The 19,602-nt window shown below is 63.8% G+C and carries 22 protein-coding genes; 11 read left to right on the top strand and 11 right to left on the bottom strand.

Translation table 11 applies throughout. The features are described from left to right. The first annotated feature begins 50 nt into the window (after positions 1 to 50). Genes ISS20_RS02550 through ISS20_RS02570 form a run of 5 tightly spaced genes read left to right on the top strand, consistent with a single transcriptional unit; the run spans position 51 to position 3,669 of the window. Complete coding sequence (locus tag ISS20_RS02550) at positions 51 to 560, top strand: chalcone isomerase family protein (RefSeq protein WP_291433381.1); 510 nt, start codon at positions 51 to 53, stop codon at positions 558 to 560. Next, positions 557 to 1,858: an MFS transporter gene (locus ISS20_RS02555; protein ID WP_291433383.1), complete on the top strand. Its 1,302-nt coding sequence runs from the start codon at positions 557 to 559 to the stop codon at positions 1,856 to 1,858. Before ISS20_RS02550 ends, ISS20_RS02555 begins: the two co-directional genes overlap by 4 nt. A gap of 25 nt (positions 1,859 to 1,883) precedes the next feature. Then, positions 1,884 to 2,426: a DUF3833 domain-containing protein gene (locus ISS20_RS02560; protein WP_291433385.1), complete on the top strand. Its 543-nt coding sequence runs from the start codon at positions 1,884 to 1,886 to the stop codon at positions 2,424 to 2,426. Continuing rightward, positions 2,423 to 3,205, top strand: a complete 783-nt coding sequence (locus ISS20_RS02565; RefSeq protein ID WP_291433387.1) for an SDR family NAD(P)-dependent oxidoreductase — start codon at positions 2,423 to 2,425, stop codon at positions 3,203 to 3,205. The genes ISS20_RS02560 and ISS20_RS02565 overlap by 4 nt, the downstream gene beginning before the upstream one ends. Positions 3,206 to 3,213: 8 nt before the next feature. Further along, entirely contained in the window at positions 3,214 to 3,669 is a 456-nt protein-coding gene (locus ISS20_RS02570) for a nuclear transport factor 2 family protein (protein WP_291433389.1), read from the top strand. A 7-nt stretch (positions 3,670 to 3,676) separates the two neighbouring features. Here ISS20_RS02570 and ISS20_RS02575 read toward each other — a convergent pair whose 3' ends face one another. The 8 genes from ISS20_RS02575 to ISS20_RS02610 all read right to left on the bottom strand — a co-directional run bounded on the left by ISS20_RS02575 (position 3,677) and on the right by ISS20_RS02610 (position 11,134). Continuing rightward, positions 3,677 to 4,582: a sugar phosphate isomerase/epimerase family protein gene (locus ISS20_RS02575; protein ID WP_291433391.1), complete on the bottom strand. Its 906-nt coding sequence runs from the start codon at positions 4,580 to 4,582 to the stop codon at positions 3,677 to 3,679. A 16-nt stretch (positions 4,583 to 4,598) separates the two neighbouring features. Continuing rightward, entirely contained in the window at positions 4,599 to 5,498 is a 900-nt protein-coding gene (locus tag ISS20_RS02580) for a VOC family protein (RefSeq protein WP_291433393.1), read from the bottom strand. Between the two features lie 37 nt (positions 5,499 to 5,535). Next, positions 5,536 to 6,408, bottom strand: a complete 873-nt coding sequence (locus ISS20_RS02585; RefSeq protein WP_291433494.1) for a shikimate dehydrogenase — start codon at positions 6,406 to 6,408, stop codon at positions 5,536 to 5,538. A 120-nt stretch (positions 6,409 to 6,528) separates the two neighbouring features. Next, on the bottom strand, positions 6,529 to 7,533 hold the full coding sequence (locus ISS20_RS02590; RefSeq protein ID WP_291433395.1) for a TRAP transporter substrate-binding protein: 1,005 nt from the start codon (positions 7,531 to 7,533) through the stop codon (positions 6,529 to 6,531). Positions 7,534 to 7,588: 55 nt separating this feature from the next. Further along, positions 7,589 to 8,869, bottom strand: coding sequence for a TRAP transporter large permease subunit (locus ISS20_RS02595; protein ID WP_291433397.1), 1,281 nt, complete (start codon positions 8,867 to 8,869; stop codon positions 7,589 to 7,591). 26 nt (positions 8,870 to 8,895) lie between these two features. After that, positions 8,896 to 9,480, bottom strand: coding sequence for a TRAP transporter small permease (locus tag ISS20_RS02600; protein ID WP_291433399.1), 585 nt, complete (start codon positions 9,478 to 9,480; stop codon positions 8,896 to 8,898). A gap of 217 nt (positions 9,481 to 9,697) precedes the next feature. Then, positions 9,698 to 10,414 carry a TetR/AcrR family transcriptional regulator gene (locus ISS20_RS02605; RefSeq protein ID WP_291433401.1) on the bottom strand — a complete coding sequence of 239 codons (717 nt, stop codon included), beginning with the start codon at positions 10,412 to 10,414 and terminating at the stop codon, positions 9,698 to 9,700. A 105-nt stretch (positions 10,415 to 10,519) separates the two neighbouring features. Further along, positions 10,520 to 11,134: a glutathione S-transferase N-terminal domain-containing protein gene (locus tag ISS20_RS02610; protein ID WP_291433403.1), complete on the bottom strand. Its 615-nt coding sequence runs from the start codon at positions 11,132 to 11,134 to the stop codon at positions 10,520 to 10,522. Between the two features lie 142 nt (positions 11,135 to 11,276). On the opposite strand from ISS20_RS02610, the gene purB reads away from it, so the two are divergent. Genes purB through ISS20_RS02625 form a run of 3 tightly spaced genes read left to right on the top strand, consistent with a single transcriptional unit; the run spans position 11,277 to position 14,959 of the window. After that, positions 11,277 to 12,656 (top strand): adenylosuccinate lyase, encoded by a 1,380-nt coding sequence (purB, locus tag ISS20_RS02615; protein WP_291433405.1) that lies wholly within the window; start codon positions 11,277 to 11,279, stop codon positions 12,654 to 12,656. 45 nt (positions 12,657 to 12,701) lie between these two features. Beyond that, positions 12,702 to 14,396 carry a hypothetical protein gene (locus ISS20_RS02620; protein WP_291433407.1) on the top strand — a complete coding sequence of 565 codons (1,695 nt, stop codon included), beginning with the start codon at positions 12,702 to 12,704 and terminating at the stop codon, positions 14,394 to 14,396. A gap of 2 nt (positions 14,397 to 14,398) precedes the next feature. Then, complete coding sequence (locus tag ISS20_RS02625; RefSeq protein ID WP_291433408.1) at positions 14,399 to 14,959, top strand: YaeQ family protein; 561 nt, start codon at positions 14,399 to 14,401, stop codon at positions 14,957 to 14,959. A gap of 84 nt (positions 14,960 to 15,043) precedes the next feature. On the opposite strand, the gene ISS20_RS02630 is transcribed toward ISS20_RS02625, so the two are convergent. Together ISS20_RS02630 and ISS20_RS02635 are read right to left on the bottom strand one after the other, a co-directional pair. Further along, positions 15,044 to 15,349 carry a DUF2007 domain-containing protein gene (locus ISS20_RS02630; protein ID WP_291433410.1) on the bottom strand — a complete coding sequence of 102 codons (306 nt, stop codon included), beginning with the start codon at positions 15,347 to 15,349 and terminating at the stop codon, positions 15,044 to 15,046. Between the two features lie 47 nt (positions 15,350 to 15,396). Beyond that, positions 15,397 to 15,843: a DUF3717 domain-containing protein gene (locus ISS20_RS02635; RefSeq protein WP_291433412.1), complete on the bottom strand. Its 447-nt coding sequence runs from the start codon at positions 15,841 to 15,843 to the stop codon at positions 15,397 to 15,399. Between the two features lie 525 nt (positions 15,844 to 16,368). Between ISS20_RS02635 and ISS20_RS02640 the strand changes: the two genes are divergently transcribed. From ISS20_RS02640 to ISS20_RS02650, 3 genes are all read left to right on the top strand, one after another. Then, on the top strand, positions 16,369 to 17,124 hold the full coding sequence (locus tag ISS20_RS02640) for a TerC family protein (protein WP_291433414.1): 756 nt from the start codon (positions 16,369 to 16,371) through the stop codon (positions 17,122 to 17,124). A gap of 86 nt (positions 17,125 to 17,210) precedes the next feature. Then, the gene (locus ISS20_RS02645) at positions 17,211 to 17,669 is read left to right on the top strand and encodes a hypothetical protein (RefSeq protein WP_291433416.1); all 459 of its coding nucleotides are present in this window, start codon (positions 17,211 to 17,213) and stop codon (positions 17,667 to 17,669) included. A 79-nt stretch (positions 17,670 to 17,748) separates the two neighbouring features. Further along, complete coding sequence (locus ISS20_RS02650) at positions 17,749 to 18,102, top strand: phage holin family protein (protein ID WP_274106834.1); 354 nt, start codon at positions 17,749 to 17,751, stop codon at positions 18,100 to 18,102. On the opposite strand, the gene ISS20_RS02655 is transcribed toward ISS20_RS02650, so the two are convergent. Further along, the gene (locus ISS20_RS02655) at positions 18,070 to 19,533 is read right to left on the bottom strand and encodes a M48 family metalloprotease (protein WP_291433418.1); all 1,464 of its coding nucleotides are present in this window, start codon (positions 19,531 to 19,533) and stop codon (positions 18,070 to 18,072) included. The two genes, ISS20_RS02650 and ISS20_RS02655, sit on opposite strands and share 33 nt — an antisense overlap. Positions 19,534 to 19,602: the final 69 nt, after the last annotated feature.

Genomic DNA, 19,602 nt, shown 5'->3' on the forward strand with positions numbered 1-19,602 from the left:
CTACCGCAATATTCACTAGCGCATTGATGGCTTTTGGCCCTCAAACCGCAATGGCGCAGGTTGCAGAGGCCAGCGCAGCCACTGCGGCCCCGTTGTCGGGTGCCCGCCTGGTGGGCCAGGGCGTGCTGCGGTTCCTGGGGTTTGAGATCTACCGTGCGCGGCTGTGGGTGCAGCCCGGTTTTGATGCGGACAACTACGCCGCCCACCCCCTGGCGCTGGAGCTGACCTACCACCGCGACTTTTCGGCCGAGGCCATTGCCAAGCGCTCCATCGAGGAGATGCGCCGCGTGGGCAGCTTCACGCCGCAGCAGGCCGCACGCTGGCAGCAGGCACTGGCCGCCGCGCTGCCGGATGTGAAGGCAGGCGACCGGCTGCTGGGCCTGTACCAGCCCGGCACGGGTGCCGTGTTCAAGATGGGCGGGCGTGTGGTGGGCGAAGTGCCTGACGCCGAGTTCTCGCGCCTGTTCTTCGGCATCTGGCTGTCGCCGCAGACCTCCGAGCCCGGACTGCGGCAAGAGCTGATCGCGGCCACCCGCACCACAGGCCCAGGCCAGCAATGACCACCGCCACGCCCATTCGCGCCGGCCAAGGCCTGGCCTATGGGCTGCTGGGCCTGCCGCTGGCTTTTGTGGCGCTGCCGCTGTATGTGCTGCTGCCCAACCATTACGCTCGCGAGTTCGGTATGCCGCTGGCCACGCTGGGCTCGGTGCTGCTGGCGGCGCGCTTGTTCGATGCGGTGTCCGACCCGCTGCTGGGGCGTCTGTCCGACTACCTGTTTGGTCGCTCGGTGCGCGCCGTGCTGGCGGTGGGGGCGGTGTCTGCCATGGTGCTGGCACTGGGTCTGACCAGCCTGTTCTTTCCGCTGGTGCGCGGGGCCGATGCGTTGATCGCCTGGGCGCTGGTGGCGCTGCTCATTACCTATACGGCCTACAGCCAGTTGGGCATTGCGCACCAGTCCTGGGGTGCACGCCTGGGTGGCGACGAGCTGCAGCGCGGACGCATCGTGGCCTGGCGCGAGGGCGCTGCATTGGTGGGTGTGGTGCTGGCCTCGGTGCTGCCCGCGCTGCTGGGCCTGCCGGTGATGCTCAGTGTGTTTGCCATCACCCTGCTGCTGGGCTGGTGGGCCTGGACCAGAGCCCCGCGCCCCGCAGCCTATGCGGGTGGCACAGTAGCAGGGGTGTACCGCCCACCCCAACGCGCCAGCCTGTGGCGGCCCTGGGGGCGGCCCGCCTTCCGCCGACTGCTGGCCGTGTTCATGCTCAACGGCATTGCCAGTGCCATCCCCGCCACGCTGGTGCTGTTCTTCATCCAGGACCGCCTGCAGGCACCGCCCGCGCAGGAGCCCATGTTCCTCGCGGCCTATTTTGTCTGTGCGGCGCTGTCCATACCGCTGTGGCTGCGTGCTGTGGCGCGCTGGGGCCTGGCGCGCACCTGGCTGGCGGGCATGCTGCTGGCGATTGCCGTGTTTGTGTGGACTGCGTTTTTGGGCGCGGGTGATGTGGTGCCGTTCCTCGTCGTTTGTGCGCTGTCGGGCATCGCACTGGGCACCGACCTGGCCCTGCCCAGCGCCCTGCTGGCGGGCGTGATCGCCGCCGAGGGCGACAGTGGCCAGCACGAGGGCGCGTACTTCGGTTGGTGGAACTTTGCCACCAAGCTCAACCTGGCCCTGGCCGCAGGCCTGGCACTGCCCCTGCTGGGCTGGTGGGGCTACACGCCGGGCACGCGCAGCGATGACGGCCTGCAGACACTGGGCCTGGCCTACGCCGTGCTGCCCTGCATGCTCAAGCTGGCGGCAGCGGCAGCGCTGTACGCCCTTTTACTGCGGCACCCACGCGGTGCAGCGATGGCTGGAACCTGACCCCCACACACCCAAGGCACAACCCATGATGCAACGACGCCTCCTCCTCTCCGCCGCAGTGGCTGCGCCCGTGGTGCTGTCCGGCTGCGCCAGCCAGAACCTCGATGGCTACGCCAGCGAGAAGCCAGTGCTGGACCTGGCCCAGTACTTCAACGGCAAGATCGACGCCTACGGCATCTTCCAGGACCGCAGCGGCCAGATCGTCAAACGCTTCACCGTGGTCATGGACTGCTCATGGAAAGGCAACGAAGGCGTGCTCGACGAAGCCTTCACCTACTCCGACGGCACCACGCAGCGCCGTATCTGGCGCCTGACCAAACACGCGGACGGCCGCTACACCGGTACCGCCGACGATGTGGTGGGCACGGCCAACGGCCAGACGCGCGGCAACGCCTTCCGATGGAACTACACGCTGGCCCTGCCCGTGGATGGCAAGGTCTACAACGTGGATCTGGACGACTGGATGTACCTCATCGACGACCGCGTGATGCTCAACCGCGCCACCATGACCAAGTTCGGCGTGCGTCTGGGCGAGATCACCCTGTCCTTCACCAAACGCGCACCATGAGCCTCAACCCTCCCTTGCGCGACTGGCATGGCCGCCGCGCCTGGCTCATCGGGGCCAGCAGCGGCATTGGCCGGGCCACGGCGGCGGCGCTGCATGCGCGCGGTGCGCAGGTCATCGTGTCGGCTCGCAGCGGCGATGCGCTGGATGCGTTTGCGGCCCAGCACCCGGGCAGCGTCGCCCTGGCCTTTGACACCGCCGAGCCCGAGCAGGTGCAGTCAGCCGCCGCCCAGGTGCTGGCAGGCGGCGCGCCCGACCTGGTGTGCTACTGCGCGGGCTACTACCGCGACATGCGTGCCACCGACTTCGACCTTGCCGTGATGCTGCGCCACGAGCAGATCAACTACAACGGCGTGCTGCATGTGCTGGCTGCGGTGTTGCCCGCCATGCTGGCCGCAGCGGACGCCGGGCGCCCTGGCCATGTGAGCCTGATCAGCAGCGTGGCGGGCTTTCGCGGGCTGCCCAAAAGCCTGGCCTATGGCCCCACCAAGGCGGCCCTCATCAACCTGGCCGAGGCGCTGTACCTGGACCTGCATGACCTGGGCATGGGCGTGAGCGTGATCAACCCGGGCTTTGTGGCCACGCCGCTCACGGCGGGCAACGACTTCACCATGCCAGCCCTCATCTCACCCGAAGCAGCTGCGGCGGCCATCGTTCAGGGCTGGGAGCGGGGGCATTTCGACATCCACTTTCCCAAGCGCTTCACCCGGGTGATGAAGCTGCTGCGGCTGTTGCCATACCGGTGGTACTTCCCTGCCGTCCGCCGCTTCACAGGCCTTTGACTTTTGCCATGCAGCCCCCGAACACACACCCCTCCACCGAAGAAGCCGTCACGCGCGTCATTGCGTTCTTTGAAAACCTCTCACCCACCGACGTTGCGACGATCGGCCAGTTCTACGCGCCACAGGCGCGCTTCAAGGACCCATTCAACGAGGTGGTGGGGGTGCCCGCCATCCAGGCCATCTTTGCCCACATGTTCGAGGCACTGGAGCATCCGCGTTTTGTGGTCACCGGCAGGGTGGCGCAGGGCACGCAGTGCTTTTTGACCTGGGACTTTCTCTTCGCGTTCAAGGACTTTCACAAGGGCGTGACGCAGACAGTGCGCGGTGCCTCGCACCTGGTGCTGGACGAACAAGGTCTGGTGACGCTGCACCGCGACTACTGGGATGCTGCCGAAGAGCTGTACGAAAAGCTGCCCGTGGTGGGCGCACTGATGCGCTGGCTCAAGAAGCGCGCCAACAGCTAGGGCCTGTTCACCCGACTGCCTGGATGCGCGAATGCCCAGGCAAGGGCACTGCGCGTTGCAGCACCCCTTCTGCCAGCCACAGCGCACTGTTCCACGCCCGCTGCGCCACATAGGGCAGAGGCAGCTGCTGATAGTCGTCGTTGAAGACCTCAAAGCTGTAGTCGCCCTGGTAGCCCATGCCGTCCAGCGTGCGCACAAGCTCGGCCAGCGCCTGGCTGTGCACGCCTTCGCCGGGGAACACGCGAAAGTGCCGTGCGGTCTCGATGCGCTCTTGCACTGTGCGCGTTTCCTGCCACATGAAGTCGGACAACTGCACGAGGTAGATCTTGGCGGGGTCCACGTCCTGCAGCGCCGAGAGCGGCGTGCTGGTGGCGAACTGGTGGTACGAATCAATGGCCAGCCCGAGGTTGGGGCAATCGGCCTGCTCTACGGCCGCCCAGGCCTGGTCCACTTCGTTGATATGCCGCCCCCACGACAGGCCTTCAAACGCCACGCGAATGCCGTGTGGCAGCGCCAGCAGGGCCAGCTTGCGCAGATCGCGCGCAATCGCGTCGGCATCCGGCGTGGCGTGCGCTGACGTGGAGCTGCAAGCCAGCAGCACCGGCGCACCCAGGTTGCGCGCCATCAGGATCATCTGCTTGGCGATGTCCACCTTGTAGCTGTGCAGATGGCCAGAGAGCCCCTCGAAGTCGCGCAGCACCTGAAAGCCCGTCACGCGCAGGCCACTGCTGCGCACGGCATGCACGGCGGCCTCGATGCCTTCGGGGTGGCCCACGATGTCGCGCGCGGCCAGCATGATCTGGCCAAAGCCTGCAGCCTTGACGGCGGCGAGCTTGGCCTCCAACGGGCCCGCCAGGCTGATGGTGTCCATGCCAAAGTCGGCGACGTTGCGTTGCATGGTGGATGTGCGCATGGGGCAGTCTCCAGGCTCAGTGTGCGTCCAGCACCAGCTCGAAGCTCGGTGAACCTGCGTCTGCGCGGGTGAGAGCGCCGCGTGTGCCGGTGTGTACGCCCGTGGGGGACTCGACAAAGTCCACACCGCGCGCGCGCAGCGCGTGCACCGTGGCCAGCACATCGGGCGTGCCAAAAGCCACGCGCTGCAGAAGCTCCTCGGGGTCGGCATCCAGCGCATCGACCAGCGGTTCAATCAGCTGCCAGTGTAGCGTGCCACAAGGGCTGGCAAGGATTCGGCCGTGTGTGAGCACGCCAAACGACTGTTCAGGCGACAGCTCGGCAAAACCGAACAACTCTGCGTAGAAATGGATCCAGTCTTGCGCGCGGCCGAGGCCGATGTACTGCACCACGCCAAACAGGTGCAAGCCCTGCAGCGCGGGCGGACGTGGGTTGACGGTGGGGATGGGCACAAAGTCCACGTCGTAGATCGAGAACTCCTTGTGCCGGTCTACCAAGTAGACGCGGCTCGCGCCCACGCCGTGGATGGCGGGAATGTTGAGTTCCATCACCTCGACCTCGGTGTGCACGGCCCAGGCGCCTAGTTCCAGCACCCGGCGGTAGGCGGCGGCTGCGTTGTTGACGCGGAACGCGACGGCGGCGAGCACCGGCGCTTCAGTGAGCGCGGGCGGGGCATGCACGCCGGTGCGCTCGGTGTCCTGGTGGGCGTTGACGATGATGTTCATGTCGCCCTGGCGGTACAGCAGCACCTCGCGCGAGCGGTGGCGCGCCACGGGCTGAAAACCCATGCGCTCCAGCGCCTGGCCCAGCGCCTGCGGGCGGCTGGTAGCGTATTCGATGAACTCCACACCTTGCAGGCCCAAGGGGTTGGGCAATTCGCCCAGCGCTTCGCGGGCGGCCATCATCGGGGTGCTCATGGTGTCGGCTCCTTATGGGTTGCAGTGGGCGAGGGCGTCAGCGCGTGCTGACCAGGCGGCGAAAGTGGGCGTCCATGCGGGCCGCGTCGGGTGCCTCGCCAGTGAACAGCTCAAACGCTCCCACAGCCTGGCCCACGGCCATGCCACCGCCGTCCGATACCCGGCAGCCCAGCGCGCGTGCGGCCTGCACCAGGGCAGTATCGAGCGGGAAATACACCACCTCGGAGACCCACATGGCGGGCCGCAGCAGGGCCACATCGAGGGGTAGCCCTGGCAGCTTGTCCATGCCCGTGGGCGTGGCGTGGATCAGCCCGGTAGCGTTGGCCATGGCCGATCGGATCTCCCCGGCCTCGGCACGATGGCCATGCAAGGCGTTGACATCGGCGGACAGTTGCGCAGCCCGTTCGGGCTGGGCGTCCACGATGGTCAGGCGCTGTGCGCCCAGCCGCAGCACCGCGTGCGCAATGGCGGCGCCTGCACCGCCCGCGCCCAGCAGCACGATGTGGCGGAGATCGGCGCCAGGCAGCGCCCGGGCAAAGCCCCACGCCCAGCCAGAGCCGTCAGTGTTGTGTCCCACCAGCTCGCCGTCTTGCACCACCACCGTGTTCACGGCGCCCATGGCACGCGCTTCCTCCGACAGGCTGTCGAGGTGCGGGATGACGGCCTGCTTGCAGGGGTAAGTCACGTTGAAACCTGCGTACCCCATGATGCGCGCGGCGGCTAGCAGCGTGGGCAACTGCTCGGGCCACTGCTCAAGGGAGTGCGCCGAGCGGTCCAGATCGATGAGCTGGTAGTGCAGGCGCATACCATGGTGGCGTGCCTCTTCCTCGTGCAGGGAGGGCGACAGCGACTTCTGGATGCCGGCACCGATCAGCCCGATCAGCACCTTGCGGGGGCTTGTGGAAGACATGGTGGAAGCGGTGAGCGATACCGGGAGATCAAGGAGCTGTGTGCTCATGGGGCGGAATGTGGCATGGGGCGCTGACGGCGTTTGTCGCCTCCAGCAGCCCAGGGGTTGCAGCGGTTGGGCTTATTTGCCACCGCGCAGTTTGGCCAGCGTGGCGTAGACCTCTTTCACCGTCTCGGCGCCCACCTTTTCGCTGTGCTTTTCGACCACAGGCTTGACCTTGGCGCGCAGCTTGTCCAGCTCGGCGGGCGAGAACTCTGACACCTGCATACCCGCCTTCTTGAGGTCTTCAAGCGCCACGTTGGCCTGCACGCGCGACACGCCGCGCTGGTAAGTGGTGGCCTCGGCCATGGCATCGGTCAGGGCCTTCTGGTCGGCGGGGTTCAGGCTGTCCCAGAACTTCTTGCTCACGATCACGGCCTGCGGGTTGTACATGTGGCGAGTGACGGTCAGGTACTTTTGCACCTCGGCGAACTTGGAAGACAGGATGGTGGAGAAGGGGTTCTCCTGCCCGTCCACCGCCTTTTGCTCCATGGCGGTGTACAGCTCCGGGAAGGGCATGGGTACGGCATTGGCGCCCAGCGCGTTGAACAGGTCGATGTAGATGGGCGACTGGATCACGCGGATCTTGAGGCCAGCGATGTCCTCGGCCTTGGTGATGGGCCGCTTGCTGTTGGTCAGGTTGCGAAAGCCCAGTTCCCAGTAGCCGAGGCCCACGAGGTTTTTGGCCTGCAGCTTGTCGAGCAGCTTCTTGCCGAAGGGGCCATCCGTCACGGCATCAGCCTCTTGCGGCGACGCGAACAGGAACGGAAAGTCGTAGATACCAAATTCCTTGGTCTGGGCGGACAGGATGCCTGCGTTGAGCACCGTCATTTCCACCGTGCCGCCCTGCAGCGCGGACACGGTCTGCAGGTCGCCGCCCAGCGTGCCGCCGGGGAAAAGCTTGACGGCAATGCGCCCGTTGGTCTTGGCCGCCACCAGATCGGCGAACTTTTGCGCGCCCTGGGCTTGCGGGTGGTCCTTCTGGTTCTGGAACGCGAACTTGATGGTTCGCTCCTGGGCGTGGGCGGCGGGCAGCAGCGATGCAGCCAGCAGTGCGGTGGCAAGCAGGGTCTTGAGCAGCTTCATGGAATGGTCTCCTTGGGTTTTTGGCAGGCAGAAACAGAGCGCGCTGGAGGGCTGGTCAGCCACCCAACCAGCGCAGGGGCACGGTGACGATGGATGGGAAAAGCACCAGCAGGAACATCACGATGAACTGCGCCACCATGAACGGCATGACCCCGCGGGTGACTTGCGACATGGATATGCGCCCCACCCCGGCCACCACGTTGAGCACCGTGCCCACGGGGGGCGTGATGAGGCCAATGGCGTTGTTGATGATGAACAGCACGCCGAAGTACACCGGGTCAATGCCCGCAGCCTTGACCACCGGCATCAGCACGGGGGTGAGGATGAGAATGGTGGGCGTCATGTCCATCGCAGTCCCCACGACCATGACCAGCACCATGATCGCAATCAGCAGCAGTGTCTGGTTTCCCATGAAAGGCTCCAGCATGCCGATGACAGCGGACGGAAGATCGGCCACGGTGATGAGCCAGGCCGACACCATGGCAGCTGCGACCAGGAACATGACCACGGCACTGGTGCGTGCGGAGGTCTGGAAGATATCCACCAGCTGGCGCAGGGTCAGCTCGCGGTAGACGACCATCGCAACAAACAGCGAGTAGACGGCAGCCACCACGGCGGCCTCGGTGGGCGTGAACACACCCATGCGCAGGCCGACCAGGATGATGATGGGCAAACCCAGTGCCCATACGGCCTCGCGCAGCGCCTGCAGCAGCTCTGCCCGCGTTGCGCGCTGGGGGGGGGCCACGTTTTCACGCCGCACCAGCCACCACCAGGTGACCGCCAACGACAGCCCCAACAAGATGCCCGGCACAATGCCCGCCAGGAACAGCTTGCTGATGGACACATTGGCCGCCACGCCAAAGATCACAAAGCCGATGGAAGGCGGTATCACCGGGGCAATGATGCCGGCGGAGGCGATGAGCCCGGCCGAGCGCTCCTTGTTATGGCCCGCCGCCACCATCATGGGCAGCAGCAGCGACGCGAGTGCCGCCGCATCGGCCACAGCCGAGCCCGACACGGCAGCCAGGATCACTGCCGCCATGATGGCCACATAGCCCAAGCCACCGGGCACATGGCCCACCAGTGTGAGCGCAAGCTTCACGATGCGCTTGGACAAGCCGCCCACATTCATGATCTCGCCCGCCAGCATGAAGAAGGGCACCGCCAGCAGCGGAAAGCTGTCAGCACCGTTGATGACGTTCTGGGCCAGGATCTGCGCGTCGAACAGGTCCAGATGCCACATCAGTGCGACGCCGCTGATGAGCAACGCAAACGCGATAGGGATGCCAATCGCCATGGCGATCAGCAGGGAGCCAAGGAAGATGGTGACGGTCATGGTGCGCGCTCCGGTGCGAAGAAGGTTCAGCGGCGGGGGCCGGCGGGGGGAGGGTTGGCACTGGCGTCCTCCGTGCGGTGTTGCAGCGCCGCGAGTTCTTCGCTTTCTTGCACCATGACCAGCTCGTGCTCACTCAGCGGCACGAACAGCGTGCGCAGCAGATCGCGCAGCAAAATGGCAATGGCTGACACGCCCATCAGCACGCCGCTGGCGTAGAAGATGCCCACGGACGCCCCGGTGACAGGCGCTTCGGTGTCGGCGTTGATCAACATCTGCGCCCAGCTGCCTTTGAGCAACAGCCAGGAGACATACAGCATCGCAATCTGGGCCAGCACCAGACAGGCTTTTTTGCCCACGGCGGGAAGGCGCGACACCAGCAAGTCGGTGCCCAGGTGCCCATGCTCGCGCAATGCCACCACAGCCCCCATGAAAGTCAACCACACAAACAACCAGCGTGAGAGCTCCTCGGACACCGTGATGCCGGAGTTGACGGTGTAGCGCAACACCACGTTGCCGAACACCAGCACCACCATGATGGCCAGGCACAGGCCAGAAAGCATGTCGAGTGCGCGGGTGTATCGCCCGAGCCAGCGGTCGGCCAGTGCAAACATGGTGTCTCCAGTTCTTGTCGAGTACTGGACTTGATTTTGTACGAACTGGTTAGTATTTGAATTAGGTGCAAACCCTGCTCTGAATGTTGTGGTCAGAACGTGCAGGAGCGCAGGACATTCATTCGGTTCGTCGATCCATGGATCAACCGCAGCCTGCAAAAGGCGTACTCCTGCCCGGCCATGGAAAACGAAGCGCCCCCAAGGGGCTGGAGTCAATTCAGGGCCGCAGAAAGCGCACGATCATTTCGATGATCGATTCACGGCGTTGCGCCGTGGCGGCAGGTGTATCCAGCGAGCGCTTGAAGATCGCGCCAAAGGTGTGGCGGTTGGCCACATTGAAGAAGCACAGCGCCGAGATCGACATGTGCAGATCGACCGGATCCACGTCGGGGCGAAACACCCCTGCTGCCACGCCCCGCTGGTACACATCGCGCACCGCGTGGATCACGGGGATGTTGAGCTCCTGGATCGTGGTGGAGCGGCTGATGAATTCGCCCCGGTGCATGTTTTCGTTCATGACCAGGCGAATGAAGTCGGGGTTGGCAAGCTGGTAGTCCACCGTGAAGCCGACCAGCGTGCGCAGCGCCTGCTCGGGCGCCAGGTCTTCGAGGTGCAGCTCGGACTCGATGCGCCGGATGCGACGGTAGGCGTCTTCCAGCACCGCCACATACAGACCTTCCTTGCTACCAAAGTAGTAGTAGATCATGCGCTTGCTGGTGCTGGTCAGTGCAGCGATCTCGTCGATCCGAGCCCCGGCCAGGCCCTTGTCGGCAAACTCTGCCGTGGCCACCTGCAGGATGTTGGCCATGGTGCGGTCTGGGTCGTTCACGCGCACCCGGTCGGCGCCCGGCGTGGCCGCGGCCTCGCGCGCGGCGCGCTGGCGGGTCGCCCTGGTACCAGCGGTGGGGGGTGGGTTTTGAACCATTTCGTTCATATGCCCGGGAGCATACGGCAAGCAGGGGACCGGACTGCACAAAGACCCGCTGCACTCTGCGGGAGGACGGACTCGCCGGAGCCTTTCAGCAACCGAGCGACGGGGTCAGGCAGGCTTGGTGTCCGCGAAACTCGGGCGCTGCATCAGCTTGTCGAGCAGCTTGCCCAGGTTGGGGTACTCGCTGCGCCAGGCGATCTCGGGAAAGCGGAACTCCAGCCAACCCAGAGCGCAACCCACTGCGATATCCGACAGGCTCAGGTGGATGCCGCTGCAATAGGGCTTGTCGCCCAGGCCCTGGCTCATGGACTTGAGGCCATCGTTCACCTTGAGCAGTTGGCGGTCGATCCAGGCCTGGCTGCGTTCGCTGTCCTTGCGGTGCACCCAGGTGGCTTCCAGGCGGGCCAGGATGCCGGCATCCATCACGCCGTCGGCCAGGGCCTCCCAGGTTTTGACTTCTGCGCGTTCGCGCCCCTGTGTGGGGATGAGCTTGCCCACGGGCGACAGGGTGTCGAGATATTCGACGATGACACGCGAATCAAACACAGCCTCGCCGCCTTCCATCACCAGACAGGGTACCTTGCCCAGGGGGTTGGATGCGGAGATATGGGTGTCGTCTGCCCAGACGTTTTCTTGCACGAACTGGTAGTCGAGCTTTTTCTCAGCCATCACGATACGTACCTTGCGCACGTAGGGGCTGGTGGTGGCTCCGATCAATTTCATGGTGTGTCTTCCAGTGCGCGGGGGATGCTAAACAATTCGGGTTTGATTCTATCGACAGCAGCCCGCGCAAGGCTGACTGATGCGCGGCCCCCACAAACGCCGCCAACGTACCGCGCCTACACCCCGCCTACAATTGCGCGCCATGAGCCTGTCCACCATCACCGCCCTGTCGCCGCTTGACGGCCGTTACGCCCCAAAACTTGCCGCCCTTCGCCCGATCATGAGCGAGCACGGCTACATGCACCGCCGCGTGCAGGTGGAAGTGGCATGGTTCATTGCCTTGTCGGATGCAGGGTTTGCAGAATTCAAGCCCCTCACCACCGGAGCGCGCGCTTACTTGCTGGGTCTCGTCAAGAACTTCTCCGAGGCCGATGCTGCAGCCATCAAGGAGATCGAGAAAACCACCAACCATGACGTGAAGGCGGTCGAGTACTGGATCAAGAGCAAGTTTGAAGCGCGCCCCGAGCTGGAAAAAGCCTCCGAGTTCGTGCACTTTGCCTGCACCAGCGAAGACATCAACAACACCAGCCACGCACTGCAGCTTCGCTCGGGCCGCGACCAGGTGGTGCTGCCAGGACTGGACCGCATCGTGCTCAAACTGCGCGAAATGGCCCACGCCTTTGCCGAAGTGCCCATGCTCAGCCGCACCCACGGCCAGACCGCCAGCCCTACCACCGTGGGCAAGGAAATGGCCAACGTGGTGATGCGCCTGCAAACCGCCTGCGACCGCATCGCCAGCGTCAAGATCATGGGCAAGATGAACGGTGCCGTGGGCAACTACAACGCCCACCTGTCTGCCTGGCCCGACTTTGACTGGGAAGCCTTCAGCAAGAAGGTCATCGAGACACCCGAGCCCCTGGGCCTGGGCCTGACCTTCCAGCCCTACAGCATCCAGATCGAGCCGCACGACTACATGGCCGAGCTGTTCGACGCCGTGGCGCGCGCCAACACCATCCTCATCGACCTATCGCGCGACATCTGGGGCTATGTGAGCCTGGGCTACTTCAAACAGCGCCTGAAGGCGGGCGAGATTGGATCGTCCACCATGCCACACAAGGTCAACCCCATCGACTTTGAAAACGCCGAAGGCAACCTGGGCTTGGCCAACGCGCTGCTCAAACACCTTTCCGAAAAACTGCCCATCAGCCGCTGGCAGCGCGACCTGACCGACAGCACCGTGCTGCGCAACATGGGCGTCGCCCTGGGCTACGCGACGCTGGCCTACGCCTCGTTGCTCACAGGCCTGAACAAGCTCGAAATCAACGAAGAAGCTCTGGCTGAAGACCTGGACGCGTCCTGGGAAGTGCTGGCCGAACCCATCCAGACGGTGATGCGCCGCTTTGGCGTGCAAGGCGCCTACGAGAAACTCAAGGAAGTGACCCGGGGCAAGACCGTGACGGCCGAGGCCCTGCATGGCTTGATCGCCTCGCTGGAGATCCCGCAGGCAGAAAAAGACCGCTTGCTGGCGATGACGCCCGGCAGCTATGTGGGCAAGGCGGCCGAGTTGGCGCGTCGGGTGTAGCCATACCTCCATGCGGCAGAGCAGTACAACCAAGAGAGCCCTGGAATGAAAACGCCTTTCATCCGGGGGCGTTGGTCAAACGAATCATTTTTTGCTCTGCTTGTTCTTCTCGCTATTTCGACAGTCGGGTCGGCACTGTATGGCCCGTACTTGGAGAACCCGTTTGTTTTTGACGACGGCAATCTCTTCTTCACGTCCAGACTTACCACCGCTGCAGTAGAGCCCTGGGAGCTGCTTACCCGGTCGCTACCGTACTTCACCCTCGGCTGGGTCCAAACACAATTTGGCACCATGGAAGCACATCGGCTGATCAGCTTGGTGCTCCACATTTCGGTCGCTTGGCAGCTTTACCAATTGCTCAAGCAGATGCTCGTTGTGGACGCGGGCCGAAACGAATCTGCTGCTACAGCTCGAGAGCGGGCCTACGTCGTTGCAGCGTTGCTGGCCGTTGTATTTGTGGCGCATCCAGTGGCTGTCTATGCGGCGGGCTACCTGATACAACGCACTACCGTCATGGCCGCGCTGTTTTCGCTGATCAGCTTGCGTTATTTGCTGATGGCATTGCAGGAGGGTAGCTATGCCAAGGCGCTGCGAGCGGCACTGATGTCGTCTTTGGCAATGTTGTGCAAGGAACATTCAGTGACTGTTCCATTTGCAGCCTTGTCACTCGTTTTGCTGCTGGATCGGGTGGATCGACGAACGGTACAAGTCTGCTCCACTTTCATTTGCGCGAATTTGCCAGCCGTTGCCTTGGTGTTCAGCGTGGGTATGGGATTCGTTGGCCAGCCGTACGAACCAAGACTGAGCGACCTGACAGGTGAAATCTACGGCCTGCCTGCATTCCAGGGCCGCGGTGATCGGTGGCTATTTTCGGCCTACACGCAGGCCCAGCTGTACTACCAATACTGGCTGCAGTGGCTGATACCCTCCACCACCAGAATGTCTGCAGACCTGCGGGTCGATTTTCTTCAACCCTGGACTTCCGTTCGCGCTTTGCTGCAACTGGGCCTGTTTGTAGCGGTGCCTTCTTTGGTGGCGGGCCTTTCACTGCGGACGGGCAAGTTCCGCTTATTCGCTTTTGGTCTCGCGTTTAGCGCTTTGCTGTTTTTGGTTGAATTCAGCCTTGTGCGCTTTCAGGAGCCGTACGTGCTCTACCGCAGTTATATCTGGGCCATTGGGTATGCTGCGACGGTCGCCGCTTTGGCACGACTCCTCCCGTGGCGCGTGACACTTGCACTGGGCGTGCTGGTGATCCCTCTTTTGTTTGTGCAGTCGCAAGACCGGCTTGAGAGCTTTTCTTCACGAGCAGCCCTCTGGGAAGATGCTGCAGCCAAACTCCCGAAACCTGAAGTTGCAGGAGCGAGCCGGATCCTCTTCAACCGGGGCAACGAGCGTTTCCAGAAGGGCAACGTTGAGGGAGCACTGTCGGATATCAGCAAGGCCATCGAACTGAGCCCCAGTAACTCCAGCTTCTACCTCGCTCGCGCGGCCACGCTCACCCGGATGGATCGCCCCCAAGAAGCACTTTCTGATCTGGAAACCGCCGAGCGGATAACGCCCCACGACGAACCGCGAATTTGGTTTGAAAGATTTCGCGCGCTGTATGCCCTGCGACACCCTGGTGCGGAAGATGCGCTGCAAACTGCGGCGCGCCTGGGAAGTTTTTCAGCCCGATATGTCATTGAGAAACGTCGGAGCAATGGCTCTGATGTAGAAGTTTTTGTTGAAGGAACCCGCTGAGAATGGCGATCAAATCCACGATATTCAAAGCGAACCTTGCGATCGCCGACATCGACCACGGCTACTACGCCGACCACGCACTCACTCTGGCACGCCACCCCAGCGAGACCGACGAGCGCATGATGGTGCGGCTGGCGGCCCTGGCCATTCAGGCGCACCAGCTCAATGACCTGTGCAATGGCGACGCCACACTCGCGTTCGGCGCAGGCCTGTCGGACCCCGATGACCCGGACGCCTCGCTGACCGACTTCACCGGCCGCAAGCGCGTGTGGATCGAAGTGGGGCAGCCTGAGGACAAACCATTGACCAAGGCCTGCAGCAAGGCCGACTCGGTGATCGTCTACTGCTTCAACCACGCGGCCGAGATCTGGTGGAAAGGCATTGAAACCAAGCTCTCGCGGCTGGACAAGCTGCAGGTCTGGCGCATTCCGACCGAGGCCTCGCAGGCGCTGGCCCAGTTGGCCGAACGCAGCATGCAGCTGCAGGCCACGGTGCAGGAAGGGGCCATTACCCTGAGCAGCACGCAGGGCAGCGTGCATGTGGAGCCTGTGCGCTGGAAGTGAGGCATTTCGGACCGAAATGCCTGATGGCGCCGGTTCTATTTGCCTAAGCAGCTATTAAATACATAGCAATTGGCCGCGCGAATCTCAATCGCGCGGCATGAGCGTTCCGCAACGCCAGCACTGCTCGAACCCGCCTTCCACGATCTCGCCGCAGCGGCAGGCCCAGTGGCGCTGCGGCAGGTCTTGTAGTTGTTGCAGCAAGGCCTGGGCACGCGTGGCGTGCTCGTCGTGGTCCAGCCAGATTTCGGGCAGGCACTGGTCGGGCGGCAAGTGCCCAGCGGCGGCGGCCAGGTACTGGCGCTGCACGGAGGCTGCCATGCCCGCCTCACACAGCAGGTCTGCCCACAGGGTGGCGATCGCAATGTTCGGGGCTTGGGTCAGGCGCAGCATGGCACCACCATAGCGGTTTGCCGGGCCTGCGTACAGCCCATCGCCCATCAACCCGCCCCGCCGTTGGCAGCCCCCGGCAAAGTCACGCCCTCTACTGCACGCTCTGCGTACCGGTTGAAACGCCAGGCCGAGTGCTCCAGCGTGATGCGGCGCCACACCCCCCGCTTTTCCGCCGGAGTGAACGATGGCCAGAACTGCACCTCGTCGAACGTGCGCCCACAGCCCTTGCACAGGTCGTCGCCCTGACTGGTGGAGCAAATCGCGATGCAGGGCGTGTCGGGCGTCGTGTCATACCAGGTCTGCCATGCGGCCATCGCTGCCGAAGGCAGCTTGTCTTCATCGATCTCTGTGGCGCGCCCATAGACCATCAGCGCATAGACCTCTCCCAGGGCCTGCACCTCAGGCGCCAGGCCCAGACCGTCGGGTGATGCGGGGGCACGGTGGCGCCAGTGATTGATGGCAGCTTCGATGTCGGTGATGTGGATGGCAGCCATGAAAACGGGGCAAGAGGCGCACAAGCGCAGGGGCACAAGAGGGGCTGCATGATAGCGGCCCGCCACGAGGGATGCTGGCAGTGGTGGTATCCGCCGTCTTCCCCCAGGCGAGACCTTTCACCCTGCCCGCACCCTGGGGTGTACGCAGTAACCACAACACCCCGGCCCTTGCGCTGCCTCGCCGGGAATGTTCCAATCGCTGTCTCGAAGGGGAGTAGCTCCCGTCTTGCCAGCCCACCCACCATCATCCGGGTGTGAGCAGCGCAAGGCATCGGATTTGTCGTCAATACGAAGCCATGCTTCCGGCAGTCCGGGTTCGCACACAGCCAGCCTGTGTGGAACTGAGCAAGACCTTTGATGGGCCCACCGTGGGCTGATCAAGGCCGTCCCTTCGCTTGCCATCTCTCCCCTGTCTGGGGCAAGCCTTCCTTGACCAGGTCACCGCAAGCCCCCTATCCCTGCGGGGGACTCGGCGCTACAGTGGCGCCAGGATCCTCGTTTCGCGCCACTGACATTGAGGAATTTATGGACTTTTTGGCTTCGCCCGAATTCTGGCTCGCACTCGGCCAGATCATCATCATCGACATACTGCTGGGAGGCGACAACGCGGTGGTCATTGCGCTGGCCTGCCGCAAGCTGCCCCCCGCGCAGCGCACCAAGGGCATCATCTGGGGCACTGCGGGCGCCATCGTGCTGCGCGTGATCCTGATCGCCTTTGCGATGACCCTGCTGGCGCTGCCCTTCCTCAAGTTTGTGGGCGCGCTGCTGCTGGTGTGGATTGGTGTGAAGCTGCTGGCACCCGATGAAGAGGGCCATGGCGACGTACAAGGAAGCGACAAGCTGCTGGCAGCCATCAAGACCATCATCGTCGCCGACCTGGTCATGAGCGTGGACAACGTGATCGCGATCGCGGGCGCCGCACAAAATGCTGGCGAGCACTCCTTCCTGCTGGTGGTGTTGGGCCTGCTGATCTCTATCCCGATCATCGTCTGGGGGAGTCAGCTGGTCATCAAGCTCATGGAGCGTTTTCCCCTCATCATCACGCTGGGCGGCATGCTGCTGGGCTGGATTGCCGGCGGCATGCTGGTCACAGACCCAGCCCTCGCCAACCCAGACAAGTGGCAGTGGATGCTCAAGATGCCTCTGGATGGCGTGAGCGGCGAAGTGATTAATGCGGTCAAATACGGAGCCAGTGTGGCAGGCGCGCTGCTCGTTTTGTTGGCTGGCAAGATCATCCTTGCTCGCCGCGCCAGTGCCGGCTCGGCACCAGCCGGACACTGACCGCTTCGCACGGATTGCATTGCATCTGAGGCAGCGCACGGGGCCATACCGCTCCCCTGCGGCGTGCCGCACACCTGGAGGTGGGTATGGACAGAGTCATCGTGTATGTGGACGACGCGGCGTACGCCCAGCAGGTGTTGGCGCCCCTGTGCGGGCGCCCGGCCAGCGCGCACACCCATTGGGTGCTGGTAGCCTGTGCGCCGCGCATGACCCACCGCGTCAGTAAGTGGGTAAGTCATAGCACCCGCGAGAACTGGCGTACCAAGTGGGCGGACAAGTTGTTCGCACAGATTGTGCCGACGCTGCATGCCCCCTCGGGGGCGGTTACCACCGTAGTGGCAAAGGGGCCCTTGGCCGAGCTGACTGCGCAGATTCAGGCAGATGCTGGCGGCGTGGTGGCAGCCCCCGTGGTGGACGCGCGCCGTCCCAAGTCCGAACCTTTGCAGCCAGCTGGCCGCGTTGACGGACGCTGGTCGTCACTGTCGGGTACGCTGGGCAGCGTGCTCACCGGTTTTGGCGTGCTCTGGGTGCTGGCGCTCGAATAATCCGGCAGAGGCGCCCGGCCTGGCCAGGCAAGCCACCTCCAGTGATCGCAACTCAGCAGGCCAGTGCTATTCTTCGGCCATGCGACTTCTTCTGAAATGGCTGCTCAGCGCTGCATCGCTGCTGTTTGTGGCTTACATCTACAGCGGTGTGGAGGTGAAAAGCTTCACCTCGGCGCTGATTGCGGCTTTCGTGATCGGCCTGTTCAATGTGGTGCTGCGGCCCGTGCTGGTCGTACTCACCTTGCCCGTCACCATCGTCACGGTCGGGCTGTTTCTCTTCGTCATCAACGCACTCATGTTCTGGGCAGCGGCCAGCGTGCTCGACGGCTTCCATGTCGCGGGTTTTGGAGCCGCGCTACTGGGCTCGCTGATCTATTCGGTGCTGGGGTTGGTGATCGAATCAGCGCTCGGCGGCCTGTTCACGAAGAAGTGATTCCATCGCACGCAGGCGCGTGTCGATGATTGATGCCTCGATGTGGTCCACCGCCGCACCGCCTCGGCGTGCCATATCCTGGCCGGCTTTGAAACGGTCTACGGCGGCTGCATAGTCATACCGCGCGGCCTGCGCTTCGGCCTCGGCACGTATCGCCCTCAAACCCTGACCTTGCGTTTGCCAGGTAGACGCCAATAGCTGCCACACGGTGGAATCCTTGGGGTGGGTCGCCACCCAGGTCTGCAACGCCTGCGTGGCGTCAACGGGTCGGTTGGCGCGTAACAGGGCTTGTGTACGCAGCACGAGTTCTGGTCTGTGTGCGTTGCCATCTGGAATAGACGCTAGGGCGGCAGAGGCGTCACCGGCTGCCAATTCAATCTCCGCCATCAACAGGCGCACCAGTCGGTGGGCGGCAGGATCCTGCCGCACAAGATCATCCAGTTGGCGAGCCACGGCGCGCGCGCCCGTTGCGTCACGCAAATTGCTGCTAGCCAGCGCCGCCGCATACAGCGCCGCGGCGCGGCGCGGCAGGGGCTGCGACTGAAAACCAGAGCCTCGTGGCTCGGCAATCCATTGGCGCAAAGTATCCACCCCGGGGTTGGATAGCACACGCGCACGTGCTGCCACGATGGCATGCTCGCTGGAAGCCTGTACGACGGCTCCAGGCGAAGGTGTTATGCCCGGTGGTATGCGCGACTGCATGTCTGCCATGCGTTCCGTGGTCAGCGGGTGGCTGCGCAAGTAAGGCCACGATCCATTGTCATTGAGCCGATTGGCTTGCTGCAGCTTTTCGAACATGCTCACAAAGCCTTGGGGCGCAAAGCCCGCAGGGGCCATCAGCCCGTAGCCGATGCGATCCGCCTCACGCTCCATGTCCCGCGAAAAATTGAGCTGATTCTGCATGGCCAACGCTTGCCCCCCCACCACCAAGGCCTGCGTGGCGCCAGGGTTCTTGCTGGCCGCGAGGGCGCCCAGCACCATGGCCCCCAGCAGCAATGGGGTCTGTTTGCTTTGCTGCGTGATTAGCCTTGAGATGTGGCGCTGGGTCACATGGCTCAACTCGTGGGCCAATACCGAGGCCAGTTCAGCGCGTGTGGCCACTACACCGATCAGCCCCAGATGCACCCCCAGATAACCACCGGGCAGGGCAAAGGCATTCACCGTCCGGTCGCGCCCCAGCAGGATCTCCCATGCAAAGCGCTCGTCCAATTCGGCGCTCAGCTCGCCCCGCGCCTTGGCGGCTGCCAGGAGCGGCTGCCATATCCCTTGCACATAGTCGACCAAGACAGGGTCATCGATGTAGTCCGGATCACGGTACAACTCGCGGATGATGCGGTCGCCCAGACGGCGTTCGGCGCTGGTGGTGAGGTCGCTTGTGTCGCCTAGGGTGGGGAGACCCGTTTGAGCCGTTGCCTGGGGCGAGGTAGACATCAAAAATGCCATCAGAAATAGGGCACGCAACGACGTTTCCACTGAGGCCGTAAACCGGTAACGCATCGG

Origin of the sequence: Acidovorax sp., assembly GCF_016783915.1 — a bacterium.
GTDB lineage: Bacteria > Pseudomonadota > Gammaproteobacteria > Burkholderiales > Burkholderiaceae_C > Acidovorax.

Coding starts and splice junctions, on each gene's coding strand:
- ISS20_RS02635 (WP_291433412.1), bottom strand. CDS start 15,843: ATGGCTGCCATCCACATCACCGACATCGAAGCTGCCATCAATCACTGG.
- ISS20_RS02600 (WP_291433399.1), bottom strand. CDS start 9,480: ATGTTTGCACTGGCCGACCGCTGGCTCGGGCGATACACCCGCGCACTC.
- purB (WP_291433405.1), top strand. CDS start 11,277: ATGAGCCTGTCCACCATCACCGCCCTGTCGCCGCTTGACGGCCGTTAC.
- ISS20_RS02580 (WP_291433393.1), bottom strand. CDS start 5,498: ATGAGCACCCCGATGATGGCCGCCCGCGAAGCGCTGGGCGAATTGCCC.
- ISS20_RS02655 (WP_291433418.1), bottom strand. CDS start 19,533: ATGTCTACCTCGCCCCAGGCAACGGCTCAAACGGGTCTCCCCACCCTA.
- ISS20_RS02605 (WP_291433401.1), bottom strand. CDS start 10,414: ATGAACGAAATGGTTCAAAACCCACCCCCCACCGCTGGTACCAGGGCG.
- ISS20_RS02590 (WP_291433395.1), bottom strand. CDS start 7,533: ATGAAGCTGCTCAAGACCCTGCTTGCCACCGCACTGCTGGCTGCATCG.
- ISS20_RS02565 (WP_291433387.1), top strand. CDS start 2,423: ATGAGCCTCAACCCTCCCTTGCGCGACTGGCATGGCCGCCGCGCCTGG.
- ISS20_RS02645 (WP_291433416.1), top strand. CDS start 17,211: ATGGACAGAGTCATCGTGTATGTGGACGACGCGGCGTACGCCCAGCAG.
- ISS20_RS02610 (WP_291433403.1), bottom strand. CDS start 11,134: ATGAAATTGATCGGAGCCACCACCAGCCCCTACGTGCGCAAGGTACGT.
- ISS20_RS02620 (WP_291433407.1), top strand. CDS start 12,702: ATGAAAACGCCTTTCATCCGGGGGCGTTGGTCAAACGAATCATTTTTT.
- ISS20_RS02575 (WP_291433391.1), bottom strand. CDS start 4,582: ATGCGCACATCCACCATGCAACGCAACGTCGCCGACTTTGGCATGGAC.
- ISS20_RS02625 (WP_291433408.1), top strand. CDS start 14,399: ATGGCGATCAAATCCACGATATTCAAAGCGAACCTTGCGATCGCCGAC.
- ISS20_RS02570 (WP_291433389.1), top strand. CDS start 3,214: ATGCAGCCCCCGAACACACACCCCTCCACCGAAGAAGCCGTCACGCGC.
- ISS20_RS02630 (WP_291433410.1), bottom strand. CDS start 15,349: ATGCTGCGCCTGACCCAAGCCCCGAACATTGCGATCGCCACCCTGTGG.
- ISS20_RS02555 (WP_291433383.1), top strand. CDS start 557: ATGACCACCGCCACGCCCATTCGCGCCGGCCAAGGCCTGGCCTATGGG.
- ISS20_RS02585 (WP_291433494.1), bottom strand. CDS start 6,408: ATGTCTTCCACAAGCCCCCGCAAGGTGCTGATCGGGCTGATCGGTGCC.
- ISS20_RS02560 (WP_291433385.1), top strand. CDS start 1,884: ATGATGCAACGACGCCTCCTCCTCTCCGCCGCAGTGGCTGCGCCCGTG.
- ISS20_RS02595 (WP_291433397.1), bottom strand. CDS start 8,869: ATGACCGTCACCATCTTCCTTGGCTCCCTGCTGATCGCCATGGCGATT.
- ISS20_RS02550 (WP_291433381.1), top strand. CDS start 51: ATGGCGCAGGTTGCAGAGGCCAGCGCAGCCACTGCGGCCCCGTTGTCG.
- ISS20_RS02640 (WP_291433414.1), top strand. CDS start 16,369: ATGGACTTTTTGGCTTCGCCCGAATTCTGGCTCGCACTCGGCCAGATC.
- ISS20_RS02650 (WP_274106834.1), top strand. CDS start 17,749: ATGCGACTTCTTCTGAAATGGCTGCTCAGCGCTGCATCGCTGCTGTTT.